The sequence below is a fragment of the Bacillus sp. J33 genome, from assembly GCF_000518885.1.
Taxonomy (GTDB): domain Bacteria; phylum Bacillota; class Bacilli; order Bacillales; family Cytobacillaceae; genus Cytobacillus.
Window position 1 is genome coordinate 46,867 of the sequence record NZ_JAEL01000016.1, and the last position, 23,521, is coordinate 70,387.

At 42.0% G+C, this 23,521-nt stretch carries 18 protein-coding genes, 1 pseudogene and 1 other annotated feature; of the genes and pseudogenes, 17 read left to right on the plus strand and 2 right to left on the minus strand.

The genetic code is table 11. The features are described 5' to 3' along the window. The first annotated feature begins 162 nt into the window (after positions 1 to 162). The 5 genes from lon (at position 163) to L634_RS0107220 (ending at position 5,679) form a co-directional block, all read left to right on the plus strand. The gene (gene lon, locus L634_RS0107195; protein ID WP_026581870.1) at positions 163 to 2,490 is read left to right on the plus strand and encodes an endopeptidase La; all 2,328 of its coding nucleotides are present in this window, start codon (positions 163 to 165) and stop codon (positions 2,488 to 2,490) included. After that, on the plus strand, positions 2,487 to 3,068 hold the full coding sequence (gene yihA / locus L634_RS0107200; RefSeq protein WP_026581871.1) for a ribosome biogenesis GTP-binding protein YihA/YsxC: 582 nt from the start codon (positions 2,487 to 2,489) through the stop codon (positions 3,066 to 3,068). The genes lon and yihA overlap by 4 nt, the downstream gene beginning before the upstream one ends. Before the next feature lie 322 nt (positions 3,069 to 3,390). Beyond that, a complete protein-coding gene (locus L634_RS0107210; RefSeq protein ID WP_026581872.1) occupies positions 3,391 to 4,173 on the plus strand; it encodes a transporter substrate-binding domain-containing protein in 783 nt (260 codons plus the stop codon). A 105-nt stretch (positions 4,174 to 4,278) separates the two neighbouring features. Then, positions 4,279 to 4,926 (plus strand): amino acid ABC transporter permease, encoded by a 648-nt coding sequence (locus tag L634_RS0107215; protein ID WP_026581873.1) that lies wholly within the window; start codon positions 4,279 to 4,281, stop codon positions 4,924 to 4,926. 15 nt (positions 4,927 to 4,941) lie between these two features. Beyond that, positions 4,942 to 5,679, plus strand: coding sequence for an amino acid ABC transporter ATP-binding protein (locus L634_RS0107220; protein ID WP_026581874.1), 738 nt, complete (start codon positions 4,942 to 4,944; stop codon positions 5,677 to 5,679). A gap of 31 nt (positions 5,680 to 5,710) precedes the next feature. Here L634_RS0107220 and L634_RS0107225 read toward each other — a convergent pair whose 3' ends face one another. Next, entirely contained in the window at positions 5,711 to 6,196 is a 486-nt protein-coding gene (locus tag L634_RS0107225; RefSeq protein ID WP_026581875.1) for a LiaI-LiaF-like domain-containing protein, read from the minus strand. A gap of 305 nt (positions 6,197 to 6,501) precedes the next feature. Between L634_RS0107225 and hemA the strand changes: the two genes are divergently transcribed. The 8 genes from hemA to ysxE all read left to right on the plus strand — a co-directional run bounded on the left by hemA (position 6,502) and on the right by ysxE (position 15,994). Beyond that, the gene (hemA, locus tag L634_RS0107230; RefSeq protein ID WP_026581876.1) at positions 6,502 to 7,848 is read left to right on the plus strand and encodes a glutamyl-tRNA reductase; all 1,347 of its coding nucleotides are present in this window, start codon (positions 6,502 to 6,504) and stop codon (positions 7,846 to 7,848) included. A gap of 287 nt (positions 7,849 to 8,135) precedes the next feature. Then, the gene (locus L634_RS0107235; protein ID WP_026581877.1) at positions 8,136 to 8,969 is read left to right on the plus strand and encodes a cytochrome c biogenesis protein; all 834 of its coding nucleotides are present in this window, start codon (positions 8,136 to 8,138) and stop codon (positions 8,967 to 8,969) included. A 53-nt stretch (positions 8,970 to 9,022) separates the two neighbouring features. After that, positions 9,023 to 9,958: a hydroxymethylbilane synthase gene (hemC, locus tag L634_RS0107240; RefSeq protein WP_026581878.1), complete on the plus strand. Its 936-nt coding sequence runs from the start codon at positions 9,023 to 9,025 to the stop codon at positions 9,956 to 9,958. Further along, entirely contained in the window at positions 9,955 to 10,740 is a 786-nt protein-coding gene (locus L634_RS0107245; RefSeq protein WP_026581879.1) for a uroporphyrinogen-III synthase, read from the plus strand. The genes hemC and L634_RS0107245 overlap by 4 nt, the downstream gene beginning before the upstream one ends. Beyond that, the gene (gene hemB / locus L634_RS0107250) at positions 10,740 to 11,717 is read left to right on the plus strand and encodes a porphobilinogen synthase (protein WP_026581880.1); all 978 of its coding nucleotides are present in this window, start codon (positions 10,740 to 10,742) and stop codon (positions 11,715 to 11,717) included. The genes L634_RS0107245 and hemB overlap by 1 nt, the downstream gene beginning before the upstream one ends. 119 nt (positions 11,718 to 11,836) lie before the next feature. After that, entirely contained in the window at positions 11,837 to 13,123 is a 1,287-nt protein-coding gene (gene hemL / locus L634_RS0107255; RefSeq protein ID WP_026581881.1) for a glutamate-1-semialdehyde 2,1-aminomutase, read from the plus strand. A 395-nt stretch (positions 13,124 to 13,518) separates the two neighbouring features. Further along, on the plus strand, positions 13,519 to 14,736 hold the full coding sequence (spoVID, locus tag L634_RS0107260; RefSeq protein WP_026581882.1) for a stage VI sporulation protein D: 1,218 nt from the start codon (positions 13,519 to 13,521) through the stop codon (positions 14,734 to 14,736). Between the two features lie 199 nt (positions 14,737 to 14,935). Beyond that, positions 14,936 to 15,994, plus strand: coding sequence for a spore coat protein YsxE (ysxE, locus tag L634_RS0107265; protein WP_026581883.1), 1,059 nt, complete (start codon positions 14,936 to 14,938; stop codon positions 15,992 to 15,994). Between the two features lie 14 nt (positions 15,995 to 16,008). On the opposite strand, the gene L634_RS32545 is transcribed toward ysxE, so the two are convergent. After that, complete coding sequence (locus L634_RS32545; protein ID WP_084028853.1) at positions 16,009 to 16,200, minus strand: hypothetical protein; 192 nt, start codon at positions 16,198 to 16,200, stop codon at positions 16,009 to 16,011. A 368-nt stretch (positions 16,201 to 16,568) separates the two neighbouring features. After that, positions 16,569 to 16,832: a binding site (T-box leader), on the plus strand. A 314-nt stretch (positions 16,833 to 17,146) separates the two neighbouring features. Here L634_RS32545 and L634_RS0107275 point away from each other — a divergent pair. The 4 genes and pseudogenes from L634_RS0107275 to L634_RS0107295 all read left to right on the plus strand — a co-directional run. Further along, positions 17,147 to 19,792: a valine--tRNA ligase gene (locus tag L634_RS0107275; protein ID WP_026581884.1), complete on the plus strand. Its 2,646-nt coding sequence runs from the start codon at positions 17,147 to 17,149 to the stop codon at positions 19,790 to 19,792. A gap of 70 nt (positions 19,793 to 19,862) precedes the next feature. After that, entirely contained in the window at positions 19,863 to 21,170 is a 1,308-nt protein-coding gene (locus L634_RS0107280; RefSeq protein ID WP_026581885.1) for a bifunctional folylpolyglutamate synthase/dihydrofolate synthase, read from the plus strand. Positions 21,171 to 21,264: 94 nt separating this feature from the next. Further along, positions 21,265 to 22,980: a sensor domain-containing diguanylate cyclase gene (locus L634_RS0107285; RefSeq protein WP_084028854.1), complete on the plus strand. Its 1,716-nt coding sequence runs from the start codon at positions 21,265 to 21,267 to the stop codon at positions 22,978 to 22,980. A 359-nt stretch (positions 22,981 to 23,339) separates the two neighbouring features. Further along, positions 23,340 to 23,521, plus strand: a pseudogene (locus L634_RS0107295) (hypothetical protein); the annotation flags it as partial.

Genomic DNA, 23,521 nt, shown 5'->3' on the forward strand with positions numbered 1-23,521 from the left:
AGAATAAAGTTTAATTATCAGGTAATGTTCTTAATTCTTTGTACTTGCTTTAGTATCCTTTTCTCTTTAATAGACACTCTAGTGTAAATAAGTTAGAATTGACAAAGAAATTATTAGCAATTTGGGGTAAATTAAGTAAAATGCATTTGGAGGTGCAAAGGAATGGCGAAAAAGAAAGAAATCATCGTCCCCCTCCTGCCGCTTCGGGGTTTGCTTGTATATCCGACCATGGTTCTGCACTTGGATGTAGGCCGTGAAAGATCAGTTCAAGCCCTTGAAAAAGCAATGGTAGATGACCATTTAATTTTTCTGACAACACAAAAGGATATCTCTATAGATGAACCATCTGAAGATGATTTGTACCACATGGGTACGCTTACACGCGTTAAACAAATGCTTAAGCTTCCAAACGGAACAATCCGTGTACTTGTTGAGGGATTGAAAAGAGCTGAGATTCTTGAATTCAAGGAAGAGGATGAACATTATTCTGTCAGCGTAAAGGTCTTTGAGGATCCCGATACGAAGGATGTAGAAGATCAGGCCCTGATGAGAACCATGCTGGAGTATTTTGAGCAATACATAAAGGTATCGAAGAAAATTTCTGCAGAAACATATTCTTCAGTTGCAGATATTGAAGAGCCTGGCCGAATGGCAGATATCATCTCTTCACATTTGCCTTTAAAGCTTAAGGAAAAGCAGGAAATTCTTGAAACGATTGATGTAAAAGACCGTATGAACCAGGTAATTGAAATTATCCATAATGAAAAGGAAGTTCTAAACCTGGAAAAAAAGATCGGCCAGCGTGTAAAAAAGTCAATGGAAAGAACGCAAAAGGAATATTATTTGCGTGAACAGATGAAAGCAATCCAAAAAGAGCTTGGCGATAAGGAAGGAAAGACGGGTGAAATCGCTGAGCTTACAGATAAAATTGAAAAAGCAGGCATGCCGGAGCATGTCCAGTTAACAGCTTTGAAAGAATTGGACCGTTATGAAAAGGTTCCTTCAAGCTCTGCAGAAAGTGCTGTTATCCGTAACTATATTGAATGGCTTGTCACATTGCCGTGGTCAAATGCAACAGAAGATGACCTGGATATCCGGAAAGCAGAGAAAATACTAAATGAAGACCATTACGGGCTGGAAAAGGTTAAAGAGCGGGTTCTTGAATACCTTGCTGTCCAAAAACTGACTAATTCCCTTAAAGGCCCTATATTATGTCTGGCTGGACCTCCAGGCGTCGGAAAAACAAGTCTTGCACGTTCAATAGCAACATCCCTTAACCGGCATTTTGTCAGGGTTTCTCTTGGCGGGGTACGGGACGAGTCTGAAATCCGCGGCCATAGAAGAACGTATGTAGGAGCTATGCCGGGACGCATTATACAGGGGATGAAAAAAGCGGGTACCATAAACCCAGTATTTTTGCTGGATGAAATAGATAAAATGTCTTCCGACTTCCGAGGTGATCCTTCGTCCGCCATGCTGGAAGTTTTGGATCCAGAGCAAAACCACAACTTTAGCGATCATTATATAGAAGAGACGTATGACCTCTCAAAGGTTATGTTTATTGCGACTGCCAATAATCTTGGCACCATTCCAGGCCCTCTGCTTGACAGAATGGAAGTCATAACAATCGCAGGGTATACCGAGCAGGAGAAAATACACATTGCAAAAGACCACTTGCTTCCAAAGCAAATAAAGGAACACGGTCTTACCAAATCTCAGCTGCAAATACGTGAAGATGGGCTGCAAATGGTTGTCCGCTATTATACCCGAGAAGCCGGGGTCCGCGGATTGGAGCGCCAGCTTGCAACCATTTGCAGAAAAACAGCCAAGATCATTGTTTCGGGTGAAAAGAAGAAAGTTATCGTATCTGCGAAGAATGTTGAAGAGTTTCTTGGAAAACGAAAATTCCGGTATGGGCAGGCTGAACTGGAAGATCAGGTTGGTGTTGCCACAGGGCTGGCATATACAACGGTCGGAGGCGACACACTGCAAATTGAGGTTTCGCTTTCTCCTGGAAAAGGAAAGCTTGTGCTGACAGGCAAGCTGGGGGATGTTATGAAGGAATCTGCCCAAGCGGCTTTCAGCTATGTAAGGTCAAAGGCAAAAGAACTGGGCATTGATGAAAATTTCCATGAAAAACATGACATCCATATCCATGTTCCTGAAGGGGCGGTTCCAAAGGATGGTCCATCTGCCGGTATAACAATAACAACAGCATTGGTTTCTGCCTTATCAGGCAAACCCATCCGAAAAGAAGTCGGCATGACAGGTGAAATCACATTAAGGGGACGGGTTCTCCCTATTGGCGGCTTAAAAGAGAAGTCTTTAAGTGCCCATCGTGCCGGACTGACAAAAATTATCCTTCCAAAAGATAATGAGAAGGATATTGAGGATATCCCTGAAAGCATAAGAGAAGAACTTGATTTTGTTTTGGTGTCGCATGTAGATGAGGTACTGAAGCATGCACTGAACGGCGGTGCACAAGCATGAAAGTAACCAGCTCAGAAATTGTCATCAGTGCTGTAAAGCCAGATCAATATCCTGATAGTGATTTGCCGGAATTTGCCCTTGCTGGCCGTTCAAATGTCGGCAAATCCTCTTTTATCAATAAAATGCTGAATAGAAAAGGGCTTGCTAGAATTTCTTCCAAGCCTGGAAAAACACAAACACTAAATTTCTATCTTATAAATGAGATGCTGCACTTTGTAGATGTGCCAGGATACGGGTATGCAAAAGTGTCCAAAAAAGAACGTGAAGCATGGGGGAAGATGATTGAAACGTATTTAACAAAGAGAGAGCAATTAAAAGCTGTTGTTCTCATTGTTGATTTGCGGCATCCTCCTACAAGTGACGATGTCATGATGTACGACTTTTTAAAGCATTATGAAATTCCTTGTGTAGTAATTGCCACGAAAGCGGATAAGATTCCAAAGTCCAAATGGCAAAAGCATATGAAAATAACAAAGGAAACACTGGATATTGACCCGGACGATCAGATCATTATGTTTTCCTCTGAAACAGGATATGGAAAAGATAAGGCTTGGTCAGCATTGCTTAGTTATATGTAAGAAAATCCCGCTGTATAATGCAGCGGGTTTTTTGTGTGTTCAGCAACTAGGAAATTTTGGTTACAGGTAATTATAAAACCAAAACTCCAGTTTAACTTATGGTGGGCAGTGGATGGGGAATTTGTCGAATGGAAAGGAATCAGAAGGACGGAAGAGGATTTGGGGTCATAATGGAGGACAAGGCTTGTCAGTTCATGAGAGCCCGCTTTTTCCGTTCATATCATAAATTATCATAAAATATGAATTTTGAGAATATTTTAAAATGATGCTAAAGTTAAAGGGGCTTTATAAAAGAGAGAAACTAAAGGGGGATTTTAGACTAGTGAGACATTGGCTAAAAGGAATTATAGCAGCGGCTTTCGTTTTGGTCCTGGCTGCATGCGGATCAGAGGAAGCGTCTAAAGATGGAATGGACCTTGTAGAAGATGGGAAATTTACGTACGCGGCATCAGGTGAATTCAAACCTTTTAGTTTTACAAACGATGATGGCAGCATGAGCGGCTTTGATATTGATGTAGCTGAAGCTGTAGCAAAAGAGCTCGGACTTGAGCCGGCTCAGAATAAATTTAAGTTTGGCGGTATTGTGGAAGGCGTGAAATCTGGCCGTTTTGACGCAGCCGTAGCCAGCCATACGATTACGGAAGAACGTCTAAACGCTGTTAACTTCTCAACGCCTTACTATTATTCAGGACCGCAAATCTATGTGCGCCCAGATAGTTCAGTTGAAACGCTGGAAGATTTGGAAGGCATGGAAATTGCGGTATCTAAAGGTTCTACATACACGGCAAATGCAGAGGAAGTTACGGATAATATTCAGTTTTATGACAGTGATGTTGTAGCTCTGGAAGCTTTGAGCAAAGGGAAGCATGATGCTGTTATTACTGACTTCGTAACAGGTAAAGAAGCAATTGGAGCAGGCATGGACATAGAGGGAAAAGAGCTTCTTGGCCGCAGTGAACAGGCAATTGCTGTTGCAAAGGATAATGAAGAGCTGCTTGAAAAAGTAAATGAAGCTCTTGAAACACTTCGCGAGAATGGAACACTCACAGAAATCAGCAAAAAATATATCGGTGAAGATATAACGGTTGATCCTGAGAAGGAATAACATTGCGGGCGGATGTGTGTTGAATGCATTCGCCTGTTTTACTTTAGGTTTAACTAAACTAAATAGAATATCAGACATAATAAGCACCTGATAGGGGGGATCCATGTGGATTTGCTGACTAAATTCATTGATACATATCCCGTATTTTTAAAGGGAATGGTGTTAACTTTTCAATTAACAGTGGTAGCGGTTTTTATTGCTATTTTTATAGGATTGTTTTTTGCTTTTTTAAAGATATCAAGAATAAAAGTTTTGGAATGGATTGCTGATGTTTATGTCTTCCTTGTTAGGGGAACACCGCTGGTTGTGCAAATATTCATTTTCTATTTTGGGTTGACGGCTTTGGATATTTCGCAGTTTTGGTCTGTTGTGCTTGGACTTGCCTTCCACAACGGAGCTTATATTGCCGAAATTTTTAGAGGTGCCATTCAATCCATTGACAAGGGACAGATGGAAGCAGGCCGCTCCCTTGGCATGACAGCCGGTTTGGCGATGAGAAGGATTATACTCCCCCAGGCTTTCCGCCGTGCCATGCCGCCGCTTGGCAACCAGTTTATCATTGCTTTGAAGGATTCTTCGCTGGCTTCCTTCATCGGCATGTACGAGCTCTTTAATGTGGCGACAACATATGGGTCAAACGAATATGACTACATGAGCTATTTGCTGATCGTAGCTGTTTACTATTTGGTACTTGTACTTATTTTCTCTGTCCTTGTAAATATGGTTGAGAAAAAAATGGCAAGCAGTGATTAAGGAGGAAGGATGCACATGAGTAAATCGTACATGATAAAAGTTGAAAAGCTTAATAAATCTTTCGGTGATTTGCATGTTTTAAAAGATATAGATATGACGGTAAAAGAAAGTGATGTAGTTTGCTTAATCGGGGCAAGCGGATCCGGCAAAAGCACGTTGCTCCGCTGCTTGAACTTTCTTGAATTAAAGGATAGCGGAAGCATCATTTTTGAGGGAGAAAAGGTTGAAAAAGAAACCCATGATTTAAACAAAGTCAGGGAAAAAGTGGGGATGGTATTTCAGCATTTTCATCTTTTCCCTCATATGACCGTTCTCGAGAATGTGATGGAAGCGCCTTTGCAGGTAAAAAAACGCCCTAAAGATGAAGTTAAGAAAGAAGCTCAAGAGCTTTTACGAAAAGTAGGGCTCTCTGAAAAGGAAAACGTGTACCCATCAAAGCTTTCGGGTGGACAGAAGCAGCGTGTTGCAATAGCCAGGGCGCTGGCGATGAAACCTGATATCATGCTATTTGATGAGCCTACCTCTGCCTTGGACCCCGAGCTGGTAGGAGAAGTTCTTTCAACAATGAAGGAACTGGCTGAAGAAGGGATGACGATGGTAGTTGTTACCCATGAAATGGGATTTGCCAAGGAAGTCGCAGATTGGGCGGTCTATATGCATGATGGAAGAATAGTGGAAGTAGGGCACCCGGAGGATCTGTTTAATAACCCAAAGGAAGAAAGAACCAAGAACTTTTTAGATTCTGTTTTATAGAAGAAAAGACAGGGGAGAAGCCCCTGTCTTTTTACTTTTTCTTTATGATTAGGAAATACAGGCCCAGAAGAATTAAAAGAACCGGCCAAAAGCGCCAGGCAGCCGAAACTCCGTTTTCGAGAAGGCCCAACCATTCAATGACCCTGTCATAAAAAAGCAGCATGGCGGCAAGAATTAAAAATAAGATGCCCTGGAACAGGCCAGTTCCTGTTTTTTGATGGCGAAGCAGAAAACCCAGTGCAATAATCAAAATGAAAATTCCTATATGATCCGGCCATATATCAAGGCGGTTCACGACATGGAAATGCAGGCCAAATCCAGCTAAAATAACACCTGGCAGAATGGCTTCATAGTCTCTGGCTCCGTATGCCTGAAATAAAAATGCGGCCCCCACGATGATAAGAAGCGTTGGCCACGTATAAAATGGCTGCAGGGCATCAAAATTAGTTTGCTGGAGGAAGAAGTATGCTCCAAAGCCGATTAAAATGATTCCCGGGAAAATACGCTGATTTTTCATAAAAACACCACTTCCAATAAGGTTCACTTGAATCTGGCAAGTTTTTTTGTTACTGTACTTAAGGGACTATTTGTCTTTTAAGAAGATAAGAAAGAATTAAATTTGAACTCCGTGAACTGTCTATCTCCAGCGCCTACCCACTCGAGCTTGTCGGGGGCGGGCAAGGCGCTTGCGCTTTTCTTATCACAAACATATTAACATATGTGTTCAATTTCTGTTCACATTTTAGCATTAAATGAAAAAATAGAAATGTTATAATTATAATTAGTTGAACTATGCAATCTATCTGGGGGTGTCAATTTCAAATGCATATATTGGTCGTCGGTCTAAATTATAAAACTGCCCCTGTTGAAATTCGTGAACGTCTAACCTTTAATTCTTCACAATTGGGCGATGCGATGAAGACACTGAATAATAAAAAGAGCATTCTTGAAAATGTAATCCTGTCTACTTGCAATCGTACCGAAATTTATGCAGTGGTAGACCAGCTTCATACTGGCCGTTATTATATAAAGGAATTTTTGGCTGAGCAATTTAATATAGATCAAAGCGAATTTTCACCTTTCCTGTTCATCTATGAAGAGGATGGGGCTATTGAGCATTTATTTAAAGTTGCATGCGGCCTTAATTCCATGATTCTAGGCGAAACACAAATTTTAGGACAGGTTAGGTCAAGCTTTCTGGAAGCGCAATCAGAAAACACGACGGGTACAGTATTCAACCAGCTGTTTAAACAAGCGGTAACACTTGCAAAGCGTGCTCATTCAGAAACTGAAATAGGAGCCAATGCCGTTTCTGTCAGCTACGCAGCTGTAGAGTTGGCTAAAAAGATATTCGGTACACTTGAAAATAAACATGTCCTAATATTAGGAGCCGGCAAAATGGGTGAACTTGCAATCCAGAACCTTCATGCGAATGGGGCAAGCAAAGTCACTGTCATTAACCGTACGTATGAAAAAGCCAAAGGCCTTGCAGACCGCTACGCTGGAGAAGCAAAGACATTAGCTGAGCTTCAGTGTGCCCTTATTGATGCTGATATTTTAATCAGCTCAACTGGTGCAAAAGATTTTGTTATTACCAAGGACATGATGGCAAACGTAGAAAAAATGCGCAAGGGCAAGCCGCTGTTTATGGTGGATATTGCCGTACCTAGGGACTTGGATCCCAAGCTTGCCGAATTAGATAGCATATTCCTGTATGATATTGATGATCTCGAGGGAATTGTCGAAGCAAACCTTCAAGAACGCAAAAAGGCGGCTTCAAAAATTCAGCTAATGATTGAAGGGGAAATTGTTGAGTTTAAACAATGGCTGAATTTGCTTGGCGTTGTCCCAGTTATTTCTGCACTGCGTGAGAAAGCACTGGCTATACAGAGTGAAACTATGACAAGCATTGAAAGAAAGCTGCCGCACTTGAGTGATCGTGATAAAAAGGTGTTAAATAAGCATACAAAGAGCATTATCAATCAGCTATTAAAAGATCCTATTTTACAAGCTAAAGAAATGGCTGGACAGAAAGATTCCGATCAGGCATTAGATTTATTTGTAAAAATCTTTAATCTAGAAGAACTTGTTTCAGAGCAGCAGAACGTGTACGCAGCTAAACCAAAGCACGCAATCGCTCAAACGCCGCAGGCTTCCTTTCAATCATAAAGTGAAACTAGCCATCAGCAGGGGGTTCTTTCGTCCCCGCTGATGGCTAGTTGAGGCCCGCGCGATGCGGGTCACTCAGACGCTGCCACAGGACAAGGAAGGCTACAGCAGCGATACATCGCACAACCGAAAGCGATTGCTTTTGGGAGGACTTGGCGTCTTTAGTCTGAGTTCTGATCATCGGGCTTTTACGGGCAGTTGAACCCCCGCTTTCCTTTATTGTCCCCTCAAAGTCTTGAAGTGGGGGTCTTACTGCCCGCTAATGTGGGATAAAAGGGGTTCTGTCCATGTCTGATATATTTATGACACGGCTGCATGAATTTACGGTGGTTCTGTATGCCTTGTGTGTCCTTTTATATTTTATCGATTTTCTTCATCATAACCGGAAGGCGAACCGAATTGCCTTCTGGTTACTTGCATTTGTATGGGTATTGCAAACTGTTTTCCTTGTTTTATATATGATCAATACAGGCAGATTCCCTGTATTGACCATTTTTGAGGGTCTTTATTTTTATGCCTGGGTGCTAATTACACTCTCACTTGGGATAAACCGGCTTCTCAGGGTCGACTTTATCGTCTTTTTTACAAATGTTCTTGGCTTCATTATTATGGCCATCCATACATTCGCACCGGTACAGATTGATTCGGCAGTAAAGGCACAGCAGCTGATCTCGGAACTTTTGCTGATCCATATAACCGTTGCGATTCTTTCATATGGGGCTTTCTCGCTTTCCTTTGTTTTTTCCCTACTCTATTTAATTCAATATGACTTGCTTAAAAGGAAAAAATGGGGAACAAGATTGCTCCGGATAGCAGATTTATCAAAGCTTGAACATATGTCGTATGTATTAAACGTCATCGGGGTACCTATGCTGATGATAAGCTTAATATTGGGCATTCAATGGGCGTATCTGAAAGTGCCCGATATGATATGGTACGATTCAAAAGTAATCGGATCCTTCATTGTCCTTGCTTTATACAGCATTTATCTTTATATGAAGGTTGGAAAAGGCTTGTATGGAAAATCATTGGCACTTTGGAATTTAGCTTCTTTTCTGATTGTGTTAATAAATTTCTTTCTCTTTGGTAAACTTTCATCTTTTCATTTTTGGTATTCTTAAAGACCGGCTGCCATTCGTTTTTATGGCCAGCTGGACAAAAGCAGGAGGCTGTCATGAGAAAAATAATTGTAGGTTCAAGACGAAGCAAGCTAGCGCTTACACAAACAAAATGGGTCATCAATCAATTGAAAAGCATCGATCCTTCCTTTGAATTTGAAGTAAAAGAAATCGTAACGAAGGGAGATAAAATACTTGACGTTACACTCTCCAAGGTTGGAGGAAAAGGACTATTTGTTAAAGAAATCGAGCAGGCTATGCTTGATAAAGAAATTGATATGGCAGTACATAGCATGAAGGATATGCCGGCTGTTCTTCCAGAAGGACTTGTCATTGGCAGCATCCCTGAAAGGGAAGACCATCGCGATGCTCTTATATCAAAAGGGCATGTAAAACTCAGTGAATTAAAAGCCGGATCAGTAATCGGTACAAGCAGCTTGCGCAGAGGGGCACAAATACTAGCCCAGCGCCCTGATTTGGAGATTAAATGGATCAGGGGGAACATAGATACGAGATTAGCCAAGCTCGAGACAGAAGAATATGATGCCATCATTCTTGCAGCAGCCGGTCTTTCCAGAATGGGATGGGCTTCTGATGTCGTCACAGAATTCCTTGAGCCGGCTGTATGTGTGCCTGCTGTCGGCCAGGGTGCCCTATCTATTGAGTGCCGGGAAAGTGATGAAGATCTTCTTGCCTTGCTTGAAAAGTTCACATGCAGTGAAACAAGCCAAACAGTACGGGCGGAACGGGCGTTTCTTCATAAAATGGAGGGCGGATGCCAGGTGCCGATCGCAGGTTATGCCACGCTGGATGAATCTGGTGAAATTCATTTAACCGGCCTAGTCGGTTCTCCTGATGGAAAGGTTATTTATAAGGAGACACTTAAAGGCTCAAACCCGGAAGAAGTTGGGGTTAAAATGGCTCAGAAGTTAACTGAACAGGGGGCAAAAGGGTTAATTGACAGAGTGAAAGAGGAGCTTGACGGGCAATGACCCTTGCCTCCCCTTTAAAAGGCATGACTGTTTTGGTGCCAAGAGGGAAGAAGCAGGCACAAACCTATTCCAAGCTGATCAAAAGCTATGGAGGGATACCGGTTGAGATTCCCTTGATTGCTTTTATGCCTTTGCGGAATTCGGAATCCTTTTCTGAAGCCTGTAAAAGGATTCACACATATGACTGGCTTATTTTTACCAGTAAAACAGCAGTTGAAGCTTTTTTTGACCATGACTTGCCTATTAGTAAACCTTTGCCGAAAGTAGCGGTTATAGGTGAAAAGACGAAAAGCAGCCTTCTTGATAGGGGAATTAATGTTGATTTTTCACCCAGGCAGTATGTTGCTGAAGGATTTGTTGAGGATTTTCTGCCTTTCATAGAAAAAGGAATGAAAGTACTGGTTCCCAAGGGTAACCTTGCGCGTGACTATATAGCCTCTTCCCTTTCCGAAAAAGGCGCCAAGGTTGATGAAATTATCGTTTATGAAACGATTTTCCCAAAGGACAGCATCGGCCTGTTAAATAATCAGCTTTCAGGGAAAGGGATCGATATCCTGACATTTACAAGCCCTTCGACTGTAGATCATTTTATGAGGGCTGTAAAAGAACTCGGATATCAAGATGCATTAAAGAACAGCTTGGTAGGCTGCATTGGCCCCGTTACAAAAGAACGAGCAGAGGATTATGGCCTGCATGTTCATGCAGTTCCAGAAGAGTTTACAGTATATAGCATGTTGAAATCCATTATTGAATATTTGGAAGAAAACAGGAGGGGAAATTAATGGATCTACAATTCACCAGGCATAGACGCCTTCGCCAAACTTCTAATATGAGAGCGCTTGTCCGTGAAAATTTCTTGCGGACTGAGGATTTAATTTATCCGATATTTGCTGCGGAAGGCAATGATATTAAAAGAGAAATTCCTTCCATGCCGGGTATATACAACTTATCATTGGACCATTTAGAAGAAGAAATGAATGAAGTCGTTTCTCTTGGAATTAAATCCGTGTTGTTATTCGGGATTCCTAAAGAGAAGGATGCTTGCGGGCAGCAGGCTTATCATGACCATGGGATCGTGCAGGAAGCAACAAGGTTCATTAAGTCAAAGTTTCCTGAAATCATCGTAATTGCGGATACATGCCTTTGCGAATATACGGACCATGGCCATTGCGGACTGATTGAAAATGGGGAAGTGCTAAATGATGCATCGCTTGAATTGCTTGTGCAGACTGCTGTCAGCCAGGCCAAGGCGGGTGCAGATATTATTGCCCCTTCAAACATGATGGATGGCTTTACAGCTGCGATCCGTGCAGGACTTGATGAAGCTGGCTTTGAAAATATCCCGGTTATGTCTTACGCTGTAAAATATGCGTCTGCATTTTATGGGCCTTTCCGCGATGCTGCTGACAGCACTCCGCAATTTGGCGACCGCAAAGCATATCAGATGGATCCTGCCAACCGTATGGAGGCATTGCGGGAAGCTGAATCTGATTTAATGGAGGGAGCGGACTTCCTTATTGTAAAACCAGGAATGCCATACCTTGATATTGTCCGCGATGTAAAAAACAATATAAACCTTCCGATTGTCATTTATAATGTTAGCGGTGAATATTCAATGGTAAAAGCTGCTGCACAGAATGGCTGGATCGATGAAGAGAAGATTGTAATGGAAATGCTAACAGGCATGAAACGTGCTGGAAGTGACTTAATCATTACCTACCATGCAAAAGATGCAGCAAGATGGTTAAAGGAACAGTAAGAAAAGCGGAGATCGCGTGGTTTGACTTAAACCTTGTGCAGATGACACCTGAATTTAGATACTATTAAAGTTGAATAATAACATTTATTAAATTCCTATAAAATGAAAAGAGGGATGATATGCGCTCTTACGAAAAGTCTATTGAAGCTTTCAAGGAAGCTGGCGAATTAATGCCTGGAGGAGTTAACTCCCCTGTCCGGGCATTTAAATCAGTTAACATGGATCCGATTTTCATGGAACGGGGAAAAGGATCAAAAATCTATGATATTGATGGAAATGAATATATTGATTATGTTTTATCCTGGGGACCTTTAATCCTGGGCCATACAAATGATCGTGTTGTAGAGTCAATAAAGAAGGTTGCCGAAATGGGGACAAGCTTCGGGGCGCCTACTGAAATTGAAAATGAACTTGCCAAGCTGGTCATTGACCGTGTACCATCCATTGAAGTGGTCCGCATGGTTTCTTCAGGTACAGAGGCAACAATGAGTGCCTTGAGATTAGCCCGTGGCTATACCGGCCGAAATAAAATCATGAAATTCGAAGGCTGCTACCATGGCCATGGTGATTCCCTCTTAATTAAAGCGGGTTCCGGTGTGGCAACTCTTGGACTTCCTGACAGCCCTGGTGTACCTGAGGGTGTTGCAAAAAATACGATTACCGTACCATACAATGACCTTGAAAGTGTAAGGTATGCTTTTGAGCAATTTGGTGAAGACATTGCAGGGGTTATTGTTGAGCCTGTTGCTGGAAACATGGGAGTAGTGCCTCCGCAGCCAGGCTTCCTTGAAGGCTTAAGAGACATTACTGAACAAAATGGTTCTTTGCTGATCTTTGATGAGGTAATGACCGGTTTCCGTGTTGGCTACAATTGTGCTCAGGGATACTTTAATGTAACACCAGATCTAACTTGTCTCGGAAAAGTTATTGGGGGAGGCCTGCCTGTAGGTGCCTATGGCGGAAAAGCTGAAATCATGAAGCAAATTGCTCCCAGCGGACCAATTTATCAGGCAGGCACTTTATCCGGCAACCCGCTTGCGATGACAGCCGGCTTTGAGACGCTAAGCCAGCTGACGCCTGAGTCATATAAAGAATTCGAACGTAAGGCAGACAGACTGGAAGAGGGCTTAAAAGCTGCTGCGGAAAAGTATGATATCCCTCATACAATTAACCGCGCTGGATCCATGATCGGTTTCTTCTTTACGAATGAAGATGTTATTAATTATGAAAAGGCTAAAACATCCAATTTAGAATACTTTGCAGAATACTACAGGGAAATGGCAAATCAGGGTATCTTCCTTCCGCCTTCCCAATTTGAAGGGCTTTTCCTCTCAACCGCTCATACAGATGAAGATATAGAGAAAACGATCAAAGCAGCTGAAAAGGCATTTTCGAAACTAAAATAAGTACCACCTAACACTCATCAAATTGATGGGTGTTTTTTATTTAATTACTGTATTAAAGCGTATTGTTGTTTTTAAAAGGTTGGCTCTGTTAAACTCGCCTGTTGATTTCCCTCCAGGAGCTCAAGCTGTCAGCGGGCGGTCCGGCGCTCCTCGGCACATTCGTGCCTGTTGGGTCTCCCTTTGACACGCTCCTCCCGCAGGAGTCTCGCACCTTCCGCTCCAATCAACAGGGTGCTAAAAGTCAACAATCAGCTTTAACACAGCCAAAAGGCAAGGAAAGCTAACTAAAAGAATCTTTATATGCTTAATTTTTCTAATCATAAAGTATATAAAACCCTCATAGGATTGTTAATGACATAGTGATTAAACGTGAAGATGTGAAGGGAGGAGTCGCTTTGTCTCAGGGGAATCCATCGTGCCTACGATTTTCTTTAGAAGAATCGGTCTGGTTTCAAAAAGGACAGGAAGTATCAGAACTGATATCCATTTCGTTAGATCCCAATATAACTATTCAGGAAAGCGATCAATATGTAACGATTCAGGGGGCTCTTGAACTGGCTGGTGAGTATAAACGCAGTGAGGCAGAAGCAGCCGATGGTGATGAGGTTGCAGCTGGAGCCAAATTTGTTCAGGAAGTTGAGGAAAGAGAAGAAGGAACCTGCGAATTTAAACACTACTTTCCTGTTGATATTACGATCCCAAATAATAGAATCCAAAGCATTTACGATATTGACGTAGCAGTAGAATCGTTTGACTATGTTCTGCCGGAAAGAAGCTGCATGAAGCTTACTGCTAATTTAACGATTACTGGATTATATGGAGAACAGCAGCATATTCCTGTTCAGGAATGGCAGGAGGAAGTGGAAGTTGAAGAGCTCGAGCCCCTTCAAAGGGCATCAGCGGTTGATGAAGTTGAAGAAGAGGCAGTAATCGAGAAAGAATGGTCAGTCTATCAGGAAGAAGACCAAGAAGAAGAAAGAACTGAACCGGTTTACGATTCTGCAGAGGAAGAGAATCAGGTAGCAAAGCAGGACGAAGATCAAAGCGAGCCTGAAGAGGTATTTGTGCCATTTGAGGCAGAGGCACGGAAACAGCCAGTACAGGAAGAACAGCAAGTAAAAGAGCCGGAGGCTCCTGCTGCATTGGAAGGAAAACAGGAAAAAAATGAAGAGCAGCCAGCAGAATCCACACCAGAAATATCATTTGCTTCTCAAAGGAGTGAAGAAGCACCTCCTTCAGCACAGGAAATCTATGAAATGACTGAAGCATCTGAATCAGATAGTCCTTCTTATGAAAAGAAGCCTAAAGAAGTGGAAGCCGAGGAAAGTCCTGAGGAAGAGGAATCATCATCTTCTTCAGAACAGGAAGCCAAAAAGAAAAAATTCTCCAAGAAGAAAAGCATGTCACTAACTGAATTCTTCGCACGCAAAGAAGAGGAAGAGGAACACGTAAAGCTAAAGGTTTGCATCGTGCAGAACGGGGATACAATCGATGCGATTGCTGAAAGGTATGATATTCCTGCGCAGCAATTATTAAGGGTGAATCACCTTGAAATAAATCAGGATATTTATGAAGGGCAAGTGCTGTACATTCCTGTTGCGGTAGCCCATTAAATGGTAAACAGCTGAGCAGGCAGTAAGATCCTGCTCAGCTCTTTTCATTGGACAGGAAATTATAATATCCAAACGTTTTGAAACGCTGTTTTCGTAAAATTTGCTGCTTCTAAGAACTAACTTAGGTTAACCAACTGAGCAGATTGCAGCGGAGGTTATCTTATACTGAAACAAGCCATTTGGAAAGTGAGTGGTAGCTGTGGAAGAAAAAAATCGGCTGCGAAAGGTCGCTCCCATATTAAAGCATTATTCGCTGGAGCCGCATTTTGTTGAGGAGTTTGGGAGAGTTCAAAAGATATACAGCAACAAAGGTGTATTTGCTTTGAAAAAAATCAAGCCCCAGAAGGGTGCAGATTTCATAAGGCATGTACAGACCCTATACCAGAAAGGATATAACAGAATCGTTCCTATTTATCCTACGATTGACGGCAGATATGCGGTACTGCAACAAAATGAGCTATTTTACTTGATGCCCTGGCTGTCAAATGAAGAGAAAGAAGACAGGTTTGAACGTCATCAGCAAATGCTCAGAGAACTTGCCCGCCTTCATACACTGTCAGCCCGTGAAGTACCAGTCAAAAAGGAAGAACGCACGGAGCATTATGAAAATACATTGCAGGAGTGGGAAAAGGAGAAAGAGTTTTTGGAGGGATTTATTGAGGCTTGCGAAAGAAAAGAATATATGTCGCCTTTTGAACTCATGTTTACACTTTACTATCATGATGTCAGCCAGGCTCTCAAATATTCAACAAATAAACTGAAGGACTGGCATGAAAAAACAAAAGACAGTGATAAAGCCCGGACAGTCGTAATTCATGGAAAAGTCTCCACGGAACATTTCTTATATGATGACAGAGGCTATGGGTACTTTATGAATTTTGAAAATGCCAGAGAAAGCTCCCCTCTTCATGATTTGCTGCCATTTTTATCGCGAAGCCTGAAAACCTTTCCGAAAAGATCCGATGAAAGCGTGGACTGGATTTATACTTACTTAAAGTACTTCCCTTTTAAAGAAGATGAGATGCTCTTATTCCAGAGTTATTTTGCCCATCCAGGTTCCATTATCAGGGCTGCTGAACAATATCACAAAGGAGAGCGGAAGAGAGGGGAGAGAAAGTCCGTCCAGCATCTGCAAAGGCAGTTTTGGCTGTTGAAAAACACTGAATATGTAGCGATGAGAATAGATGAAATCGAGCGCCAGAAACAAGAGGCGAAGGCAGCTGCCGAAGCCCAGCAGCAAGAAGGAGCCCAAAGCTGATAGAACTTGGGCTCCTAAATGAATTCCAAATGGAAAGCAATCGCGATCAGGATAAATAGTGAAAGCAGCAGTACATCAAAGGTAGTAGGCAATAATATGGTTCTGATGCCCTGAAAAACACAGAATGGAATAATGAATTGTGCACACACATTCCTTACAGTTCTTAACCAGGGAGGCAGTGTGTAAGGGCTATATTTTCTTCTCAATTTCCATGCCCCTTTCCCGAATGTCCTTATTTATTTCTATTCTATGATTCTTCCTCCAGTAAAGTGCCTATTTTTCAAAGGGCTGCAATTTCATGGCCAAAATTATAATGGGTCTACACCTTTAAATGAAAAAACGTATAATATATAAAAAACTCGGTTATCCTTATTGACTATAACAGCCTTTTTTCGGTAGTATATCTTATATATAAAGTGAAACTTCCATCAGTGGGGTCTTTCATCCCCCACTGATGGTTAGTTGAACCAATCGGGCTTTTACGGGCAGTTGAACCCCCACTTATCCTTTATGGTTCCCTCAAAGTCTTGAAGAGGGGGTCTTACTGCCCGTTAATGCGGGATAAAAACTGCATATTGTTGCTAAGACAGGGAAGAGTACAGTAGCCCTTTGCCTTTAGAGAGGAAGACCATCAGCTGAAAGGTTTTCCAGGCAAAACTGTTGGAAGGTCGCCCTCGAGCATCTTTTGCGAAAGATTTTATTCAAGTAGTGAAAGACGGGAAATCCGTTATCTATTTAAGAGTCAATCTTTTTGGGGATTTAGCTGCAATTAAGCATCTATATTTCCTTTGATTGAAAAAAAGGTGGTACCGCGAAGCAAACTCCATTCGTCCTTTTATGGCGAATGGAGTTTTTTTATTTGGCTGTTTTCGTAAAGTTTGTTGTTTTCAGCTTCAATTAGTTAAACCAACAGAGTTGATTGCAGCAGAGGGCGCTTGACTCCTCGAAAATGCATTCGCATTTTCTTACGACGGGGTGTTTTTCTGAGGTGCTTTTCCAATGTCCTGCGGGAGAAGAGGGAAGTGGGAGACCCCACAGGCGAAGCCGAGGAGGCTCTCATTCCTCCCCGCGGGTTCGCTAAGCCGGAGCGGTCTATAAGAAAAGAGCCTTTTATTTTATTGAAGCAATGCATTTTAGAAAGGAAGAAAACAAATGGAAAATAATGAATTGTCAATGCCGACTAAGTATGACCCGCAGTCGATTGAAAAAGGACGATATGACTGGTGGCTGGAGGGCAAATTTTTTGAGGCGAAGGATGATGCTGAAAAGCAGCCTTACACAATTGTTATTCCGCCGCCAAACGTAACAGGTAAGCTCCATCTTGGCCATGCATGGGATACGACTCTCCAAGATATTCTCACGCGTATGAAGAGGATGCAAGGATATGATGTCTTATGGCTGCCAGGCATGGACCATGCAGGTATAGCCACACAGGCGAAGGTGGAAGAAAAGCTGCGCAGCGAAGGCAAAAGCCGCTATGATCTTGGCCGTGAGAAGTTTGTAGAAGAAACATGGAAATGGAAAGAGGAATACGCCAGCCATATCCGCCAGCAATGGTCAAAGCTTGGCTTAGGCCTGGATTACAGCCGTGAGCGTTTCACTCTTGATGAAGGCTTGTCTAAAGCCGTAAGAGAGGTTTTCGTTTCACTTTATAATAAAGGGTTAATTTACCGGGGCGAATATATTATCAACTGGGACCCTTCCACAAAGACCGCTCTTTCTGATATTGAAGTTATTTATAAAGATGTCCAGGGTGCCTTTTATCATATGAGATACCCTTTAACGGATGGTTCAGGCCATATTGAAATAGCAACAACACGCCCTGAAACGATGCTTGGCGATACAGCTGTTGCTGTGCATCCTGAAGATGACCGCTATAAGCACTTAATCGGCAAGACTGTTAAGCTGCCAATCACTGGCCGTGAAATTCCGATTGTTGCTGATGATTATGTTGAAATGGATTTTGGTTCTGGTGCTGTGAAAATTACACCTGCGCATGATCCGAATGATTTTGAAATCGGAAACCGCCACAATCTTGAAAGAATTCTTGTCATGAATGAAGACGGCACAATGAACAGCAAAGCAGGAAAATACCAGGGTATGGACCGTTTTGAGTGCCGCAAGCAAATCGTGAAGGACCTTCAGGAAGAGGGCGTTTTATTCAAAATTGAAGAGCATATGCATTCTGTTGGCCATTCTGAGCGCAGCGGTGCAGTTGTTGAGCCTTACCTTTCAACACAATGGTTTGTAAAAATGCAGCCGCTGGCTGATGAAGCAATTGCTCTTCAAAATAAAGAGGACAAAGTAAACTTTGTTCCTGAAAGATTTGAAAAAACTTATTTGCGCTGGATGGAAAATATCCGCGACTGGTGCATTTCACGCCAGCTATGGTGGGGCCACCGCATCCCAGCCTGGTACCACAAGGAAACTGGTGAGGTATACGTTGCCCACGAAGCACCCGAAGATATTGAAAACTGGGAACAGGATAAAGATGTTTTGGACACTTGGTTCAGTTCAGCATTATGGCCATTTTCAACAATGGGGTGGCCGGATACTGACGCAGCAGACTTCAAGAGATACTATCCAACAGCTGCCCTTGTAACAGGCTATGACATCATTTTCTTCTGGGTATCAAGAATGATATTCCAGGGAATAGAGTTTACAGGACAGCGTCCATTCCAGGATGTATTAATCCATGGCCTGGTCCGCGATTCACAGGGCCGGAAAATGAGTAAGTCCCTGGGAAATGGTGTAGACCCAATGGATGTTATCGATCAATATGGTGCCGATTCACTGCGTTACTTCCTTTCAACAGGAAGTTCACCGGGACAGGATTTGCGCTTCAGCATGGAAAAGGTAGAAGCAACATGGAACTTTGCCAATAAAATCTGGAATGCTTCCCGTTTTGCTTTAATGAACATGGATGGCTTAAAATATGAAGAGATTGACTTAAGCGGTGAAAAGTCTGTAGCTGATAAATGGATTTTAACTCGTTTGAATGAAACAATTGAAACTGTAACAAGATTATCAGACCGCTATGAATTTGGTGAAGTTGGCCGGGTTCTTTACAACTTTATCTGGGATGACTTCTGTGACTGGTACATCGAAATGGCGAAGCTACCTCTATATGGGGATGATGAAGCTGCCAAGAAAACAACACGTTCCATCCTGGCGTATGTATTGGATAACACAATGCGCCTGCTTCATCCATTCATGCCGTTTATTACAGAGGAGATCTGGCAGAACCTTCCTCACTCAGGGGAATCCATTACGGTTGCAGAGTGGCCGGCAGTAAAGGATGAATACACTGACAACCAGGCTGCAAATGAAATGAAGCTGCTTGTTGAAATCATCCGCTCAGTCCGCAACAGCCGTGCCGAAGTGAACACGCCGATGAGCAAAAAGATTAAAATGATGGTAAAAGCCAAGGATCAGGAAGTTCTAGATACTCTAGAAAATAACCGTGCCTATATTGAACGCTTCTGCAACCCTGAAGAACTGGTGCTGGCTTTAGAAGTTGAGACACCGGATAAGGCTATGACAGCAGTTGTAACTGGAGCAGAAATTATCCTTCCGCTTGAAGGCCTCATTAACATCGAAGAAGAAGTTGCCCGCCTTCAGAAAGAATGGGATAAATTAAACAAAGAAGTAGAACGTGTCCAAAAGAAATTAGGAAATGAAGGTTTTATTAAAAAAGCGCCTGAAAAGGTTATTGAAGAAGAAAAGGCAAAAGAAAAAGATTACAGCGAGAAGAGAGCAGCTGTAGAAGCTCGCATTAAAGAGCTAAAAGGAGAATAAATTATATTTACGGAAGGCGGGTCCAGATGAGGGATTCGTCTTCCTTCCTGTATGACGGAGGTGCATAAATATGTTTACGACTTATGAAGAAGCTCTGCAGTGGATTCATTCCAGATTAAGGCTTGGGATGAAACCGGGTCTTCAAAGAATGGAATGGATGATGGAGAAGCTCGGGTTTCCAGAAAGAAGAATCAAATCTGTACATATTGGCGGGACTAATGGAAAGGGTTCAACGGTAACGTTTTTAAGGTCGATTCTTCAGGAAGCCGGTTATTCGGTTGGGACTTTTACATCCCCTTATTTTGAGCAATTTAATGAACGGATTTCCTTAAATGGCATACCTGTTAAGGATGAAGACATTGTCCGGCTGGCAAATGATATTTATCCTCTAGCTGAAGAGCTCGAGAATACTGACCTTGGAGGGCCAACTGAATTTGAAATCATCACAGCCATGGCATTTCAGTATTTTGGGCACATACATCCCGCTGATGTTGTGCTTTTTGAAGTTGGATTGGGAGGCAGGTATGATTCCACGAATATTATTTATCCCATTCTATCAATCATAACAAGCATTGGACTTGACCATACAGCGATCCTCGGGGATACGTATGAAAAGATAGCATCTGAGAAGGCTGGCATAATTAAACCAGGAGTAAGTCTCATTACAGGTGTAAAACAGGAGGAAGCTTTGACTGTTATAAAAGAAAAGGCTTTAGAGAAGAAAGCTCCTGTTTATCAGCTGGGGAACGAATTCAGCATTTCAGGTCACCGATCCTTGATAAGAGGAGAATACTTTAACCTAAACACAGTCTATGGAGAGTTTCCGGATCTTGAAACAGGAATGTCCGGCAAGCACCAGACAGAAAATGCTGCGCTTGCTGTGATGGCAGCAGAGCTTTTAAATCAATATTATTCCTTCCTGATTGAAGCTGAACATATTAGATCCGGACTGAAAAAAGCATACTGGCCGGGGAGATTCGAAATTATTTCTGATGACCCATTGATTATCATTGATGGAGCACATAATGAAGAAGGAACAATGGCTCTGTCTGCAGAGTTGGCAGCACGGTTCAGTGATAAACGAATAAACCTAGTTTTTGCTGCGTTATCTGATAAAAAACTAGGCAAAATGATCGCCAATCTTGATTCTGTTGCAGATAAAATTGCTTTCACAGAATTTAATTTTCCAAGAGCGGCTGTGGCAGAAGAGTTATATGAAATAAGCACCAGCAGGAAAAAGCATTTTCAGAAAGACTGGAAACATCTTTTGGAAAATGAGGTGAAAGAAATAGAAAAAGACAGTATCTTGGTTATTACTGGATCTCTCTACTTCTTATCGGAAGCAAAACCTTACCTTTTGAAGTTATTAGACAAATGATTTTACAGATGTGACAAGATTTTGAAAAGTTGCTAATATAATTGTATTATCTAACTATTTACCTAATATGATGGGAGATAAGGGAGGGGAAATAATGGTTAGTTCTAGCATGAAAAAAGTTATATGGATCATATGGTTTTTAATTTTCCCCGCTGGACTATGGCTAACCTATTATTTCTACCCGCCAAGCTTGTCAGGGCAAGGGGTCAGTGTTTTTGCCTTTTTCATCCTGATGTCATTTGTGGCTGCTATGCCCATGGTTGTAAATAATACACCGGTCTTTTTGCTTCAATGGGTTTCCATGGCTGTTTTCTTATCTTTTGGCCTTTTTACAGAAATGGTCATGGTACAATTGGCGGTAATTGTTCTGTTATTCAAACTTAAGATACAAAAAGATCAGCTTTTCCGGTTTCCGCTTAACTCTTTAATGTTTTTTGCCGTATCGGCTGTCAGCGGTTTGCTTTATTATGCATTGGGCGGAAAAACAGGGATTGATTTAATTGCCAGCCCTGAATACTTTTGGGCTGCTGTAGCCTATCCTGCTGTTCACTTCATACTAAACCAGCTGCTGCTAAGCCTTATTATTTACCTTGTTTATGGGAGAAAGGGTTCTTTTTTCGGAAAAGACCTTATATGGGAAACGATAACAACCCTGATTACTTTTCCGGTTGGCCTTGTGCTCTACATACTGTTTCAGGAAGTTGGGCTATTGGCTTTGCTTTTTGTCGGTGTTCCCTTTGTCAGCCTTTCAATCATTCTCAATCTCTATTATTCCAGTGAAAAAGTGAATAGTTACCTCCAAAAAGCTGCAGAAATTGGCCATCAATTGGCAGAGAGGCTGGATGTCAATGAAATTATGGAGCTTTTTATTTCAAAATTAGGTCAAATGCTTCCGGTTGATTATGCCTATATTTTGGATATAGTTGATGATCAAGAACTGCACTTAATTTACCGGGTGGAACATGGAGAAACAATGAGCCTGGAAAAAGAAAGCCTTAAAAAAAACGAAGGTATAAGCGGGTTAGTATGGTCCACCAAGAAGGCTGCCCTGTTTCATTCCAAAAAAGAATGGGGCAAGATTACGAAAGGCTATATGCCTGAGGATGCCGAAAGTGTTATATGTGTTCCGATTATGCGCAACCAAAAAGTAACGGGTGTACTTTTGCTGGCCTCTGCACAAAAGAGGTCTTATGAAAAATCTCAATTGATGATTGTAGACATGCTGTGTTCACATTTTGCTATTATAGTGGAAAATGCCAAATATCATGAGGAAACAAAAGCGAAAAGCGAGAGGTGTGCACTCACTCAATTATATAATTACCGTTATATTGAAAATAGGCTCAGTGAAGAATTTGCACGTCTTAAAGCGGGGGCTAGACAATCTTTATCACTCTTAATCCTTGATATCGATTACTTTAAACAGGTTAATGATACATACGGCCACCAAAGCGGCAATGAAATTCTCTGTGAGCTTGCTGAAAGGCTGACAGGTTTAATTGGATTAAAGGGGACAGTTGCCCGGTATGGCGGGGAAGAGTTTGTGGTCCTGCTGCCGGATATTGAAAAAGATGAAGCCATGATATGGGCGGAGCTTGTAAGGAAAACGGTTGCTGACAGGCCCTTTAATTTGAGAAATAATTTAAAGATGAATAATGATAGCAAAACGGTACAGATTACTGCATCTATTGGGGTAGCTGCTGCTCCAATAGATGCGGAGGATTCTCTTGGCTTGATTCGCTATGCAGACAGAGCAATGTATGTTGGAGCAAAACAAGCGGGGAGAAATAGAGTTGCTGGGCTGCAGTTTTAGGAAAACTCAAATTCTTAGGTTTTCCTTTAGTTTTATGAACATTTATATGCGGAGAAATTATCAGGAGAGTTTAAGCGGCTATGTTTTTTTCTTTTCTCTTTTCTCTTTTCTCATACATTGTTGGGTATAGTTTATAAATTTTGCCCGTTTGCCTGTGGGGTCTCTCATATCCCTCATTTCCTGCTGGAGTCAAGTGCCCTCCGCTCCAATCAATTCAGATGGTTAAACTAAGTTCGCCTTTAAAAAGCAGCAAGCTTTACTGAACTATACCCCGGATAGCGGACACTGATAAAAAAGTGCCCCTATCCGGGGTTTTTTGTGTTTCAATAGATTTAATGAATAGGGACGGAGGATTTATCATGAGTAAGAATATTTATAATGATTTCCAAATGAAAGAGCTTGAAAAGAATCCTAATGTGTTGAGGACTTCTGAAAGGTCAATCTCCTATAGTTCGGAATTTAAGATAAAAGCAGTGGCGGAATACAAAAATGGGAAAACACCATCGCAAATCTTTATTGAACAAGGCTTTGATCTTGAGAT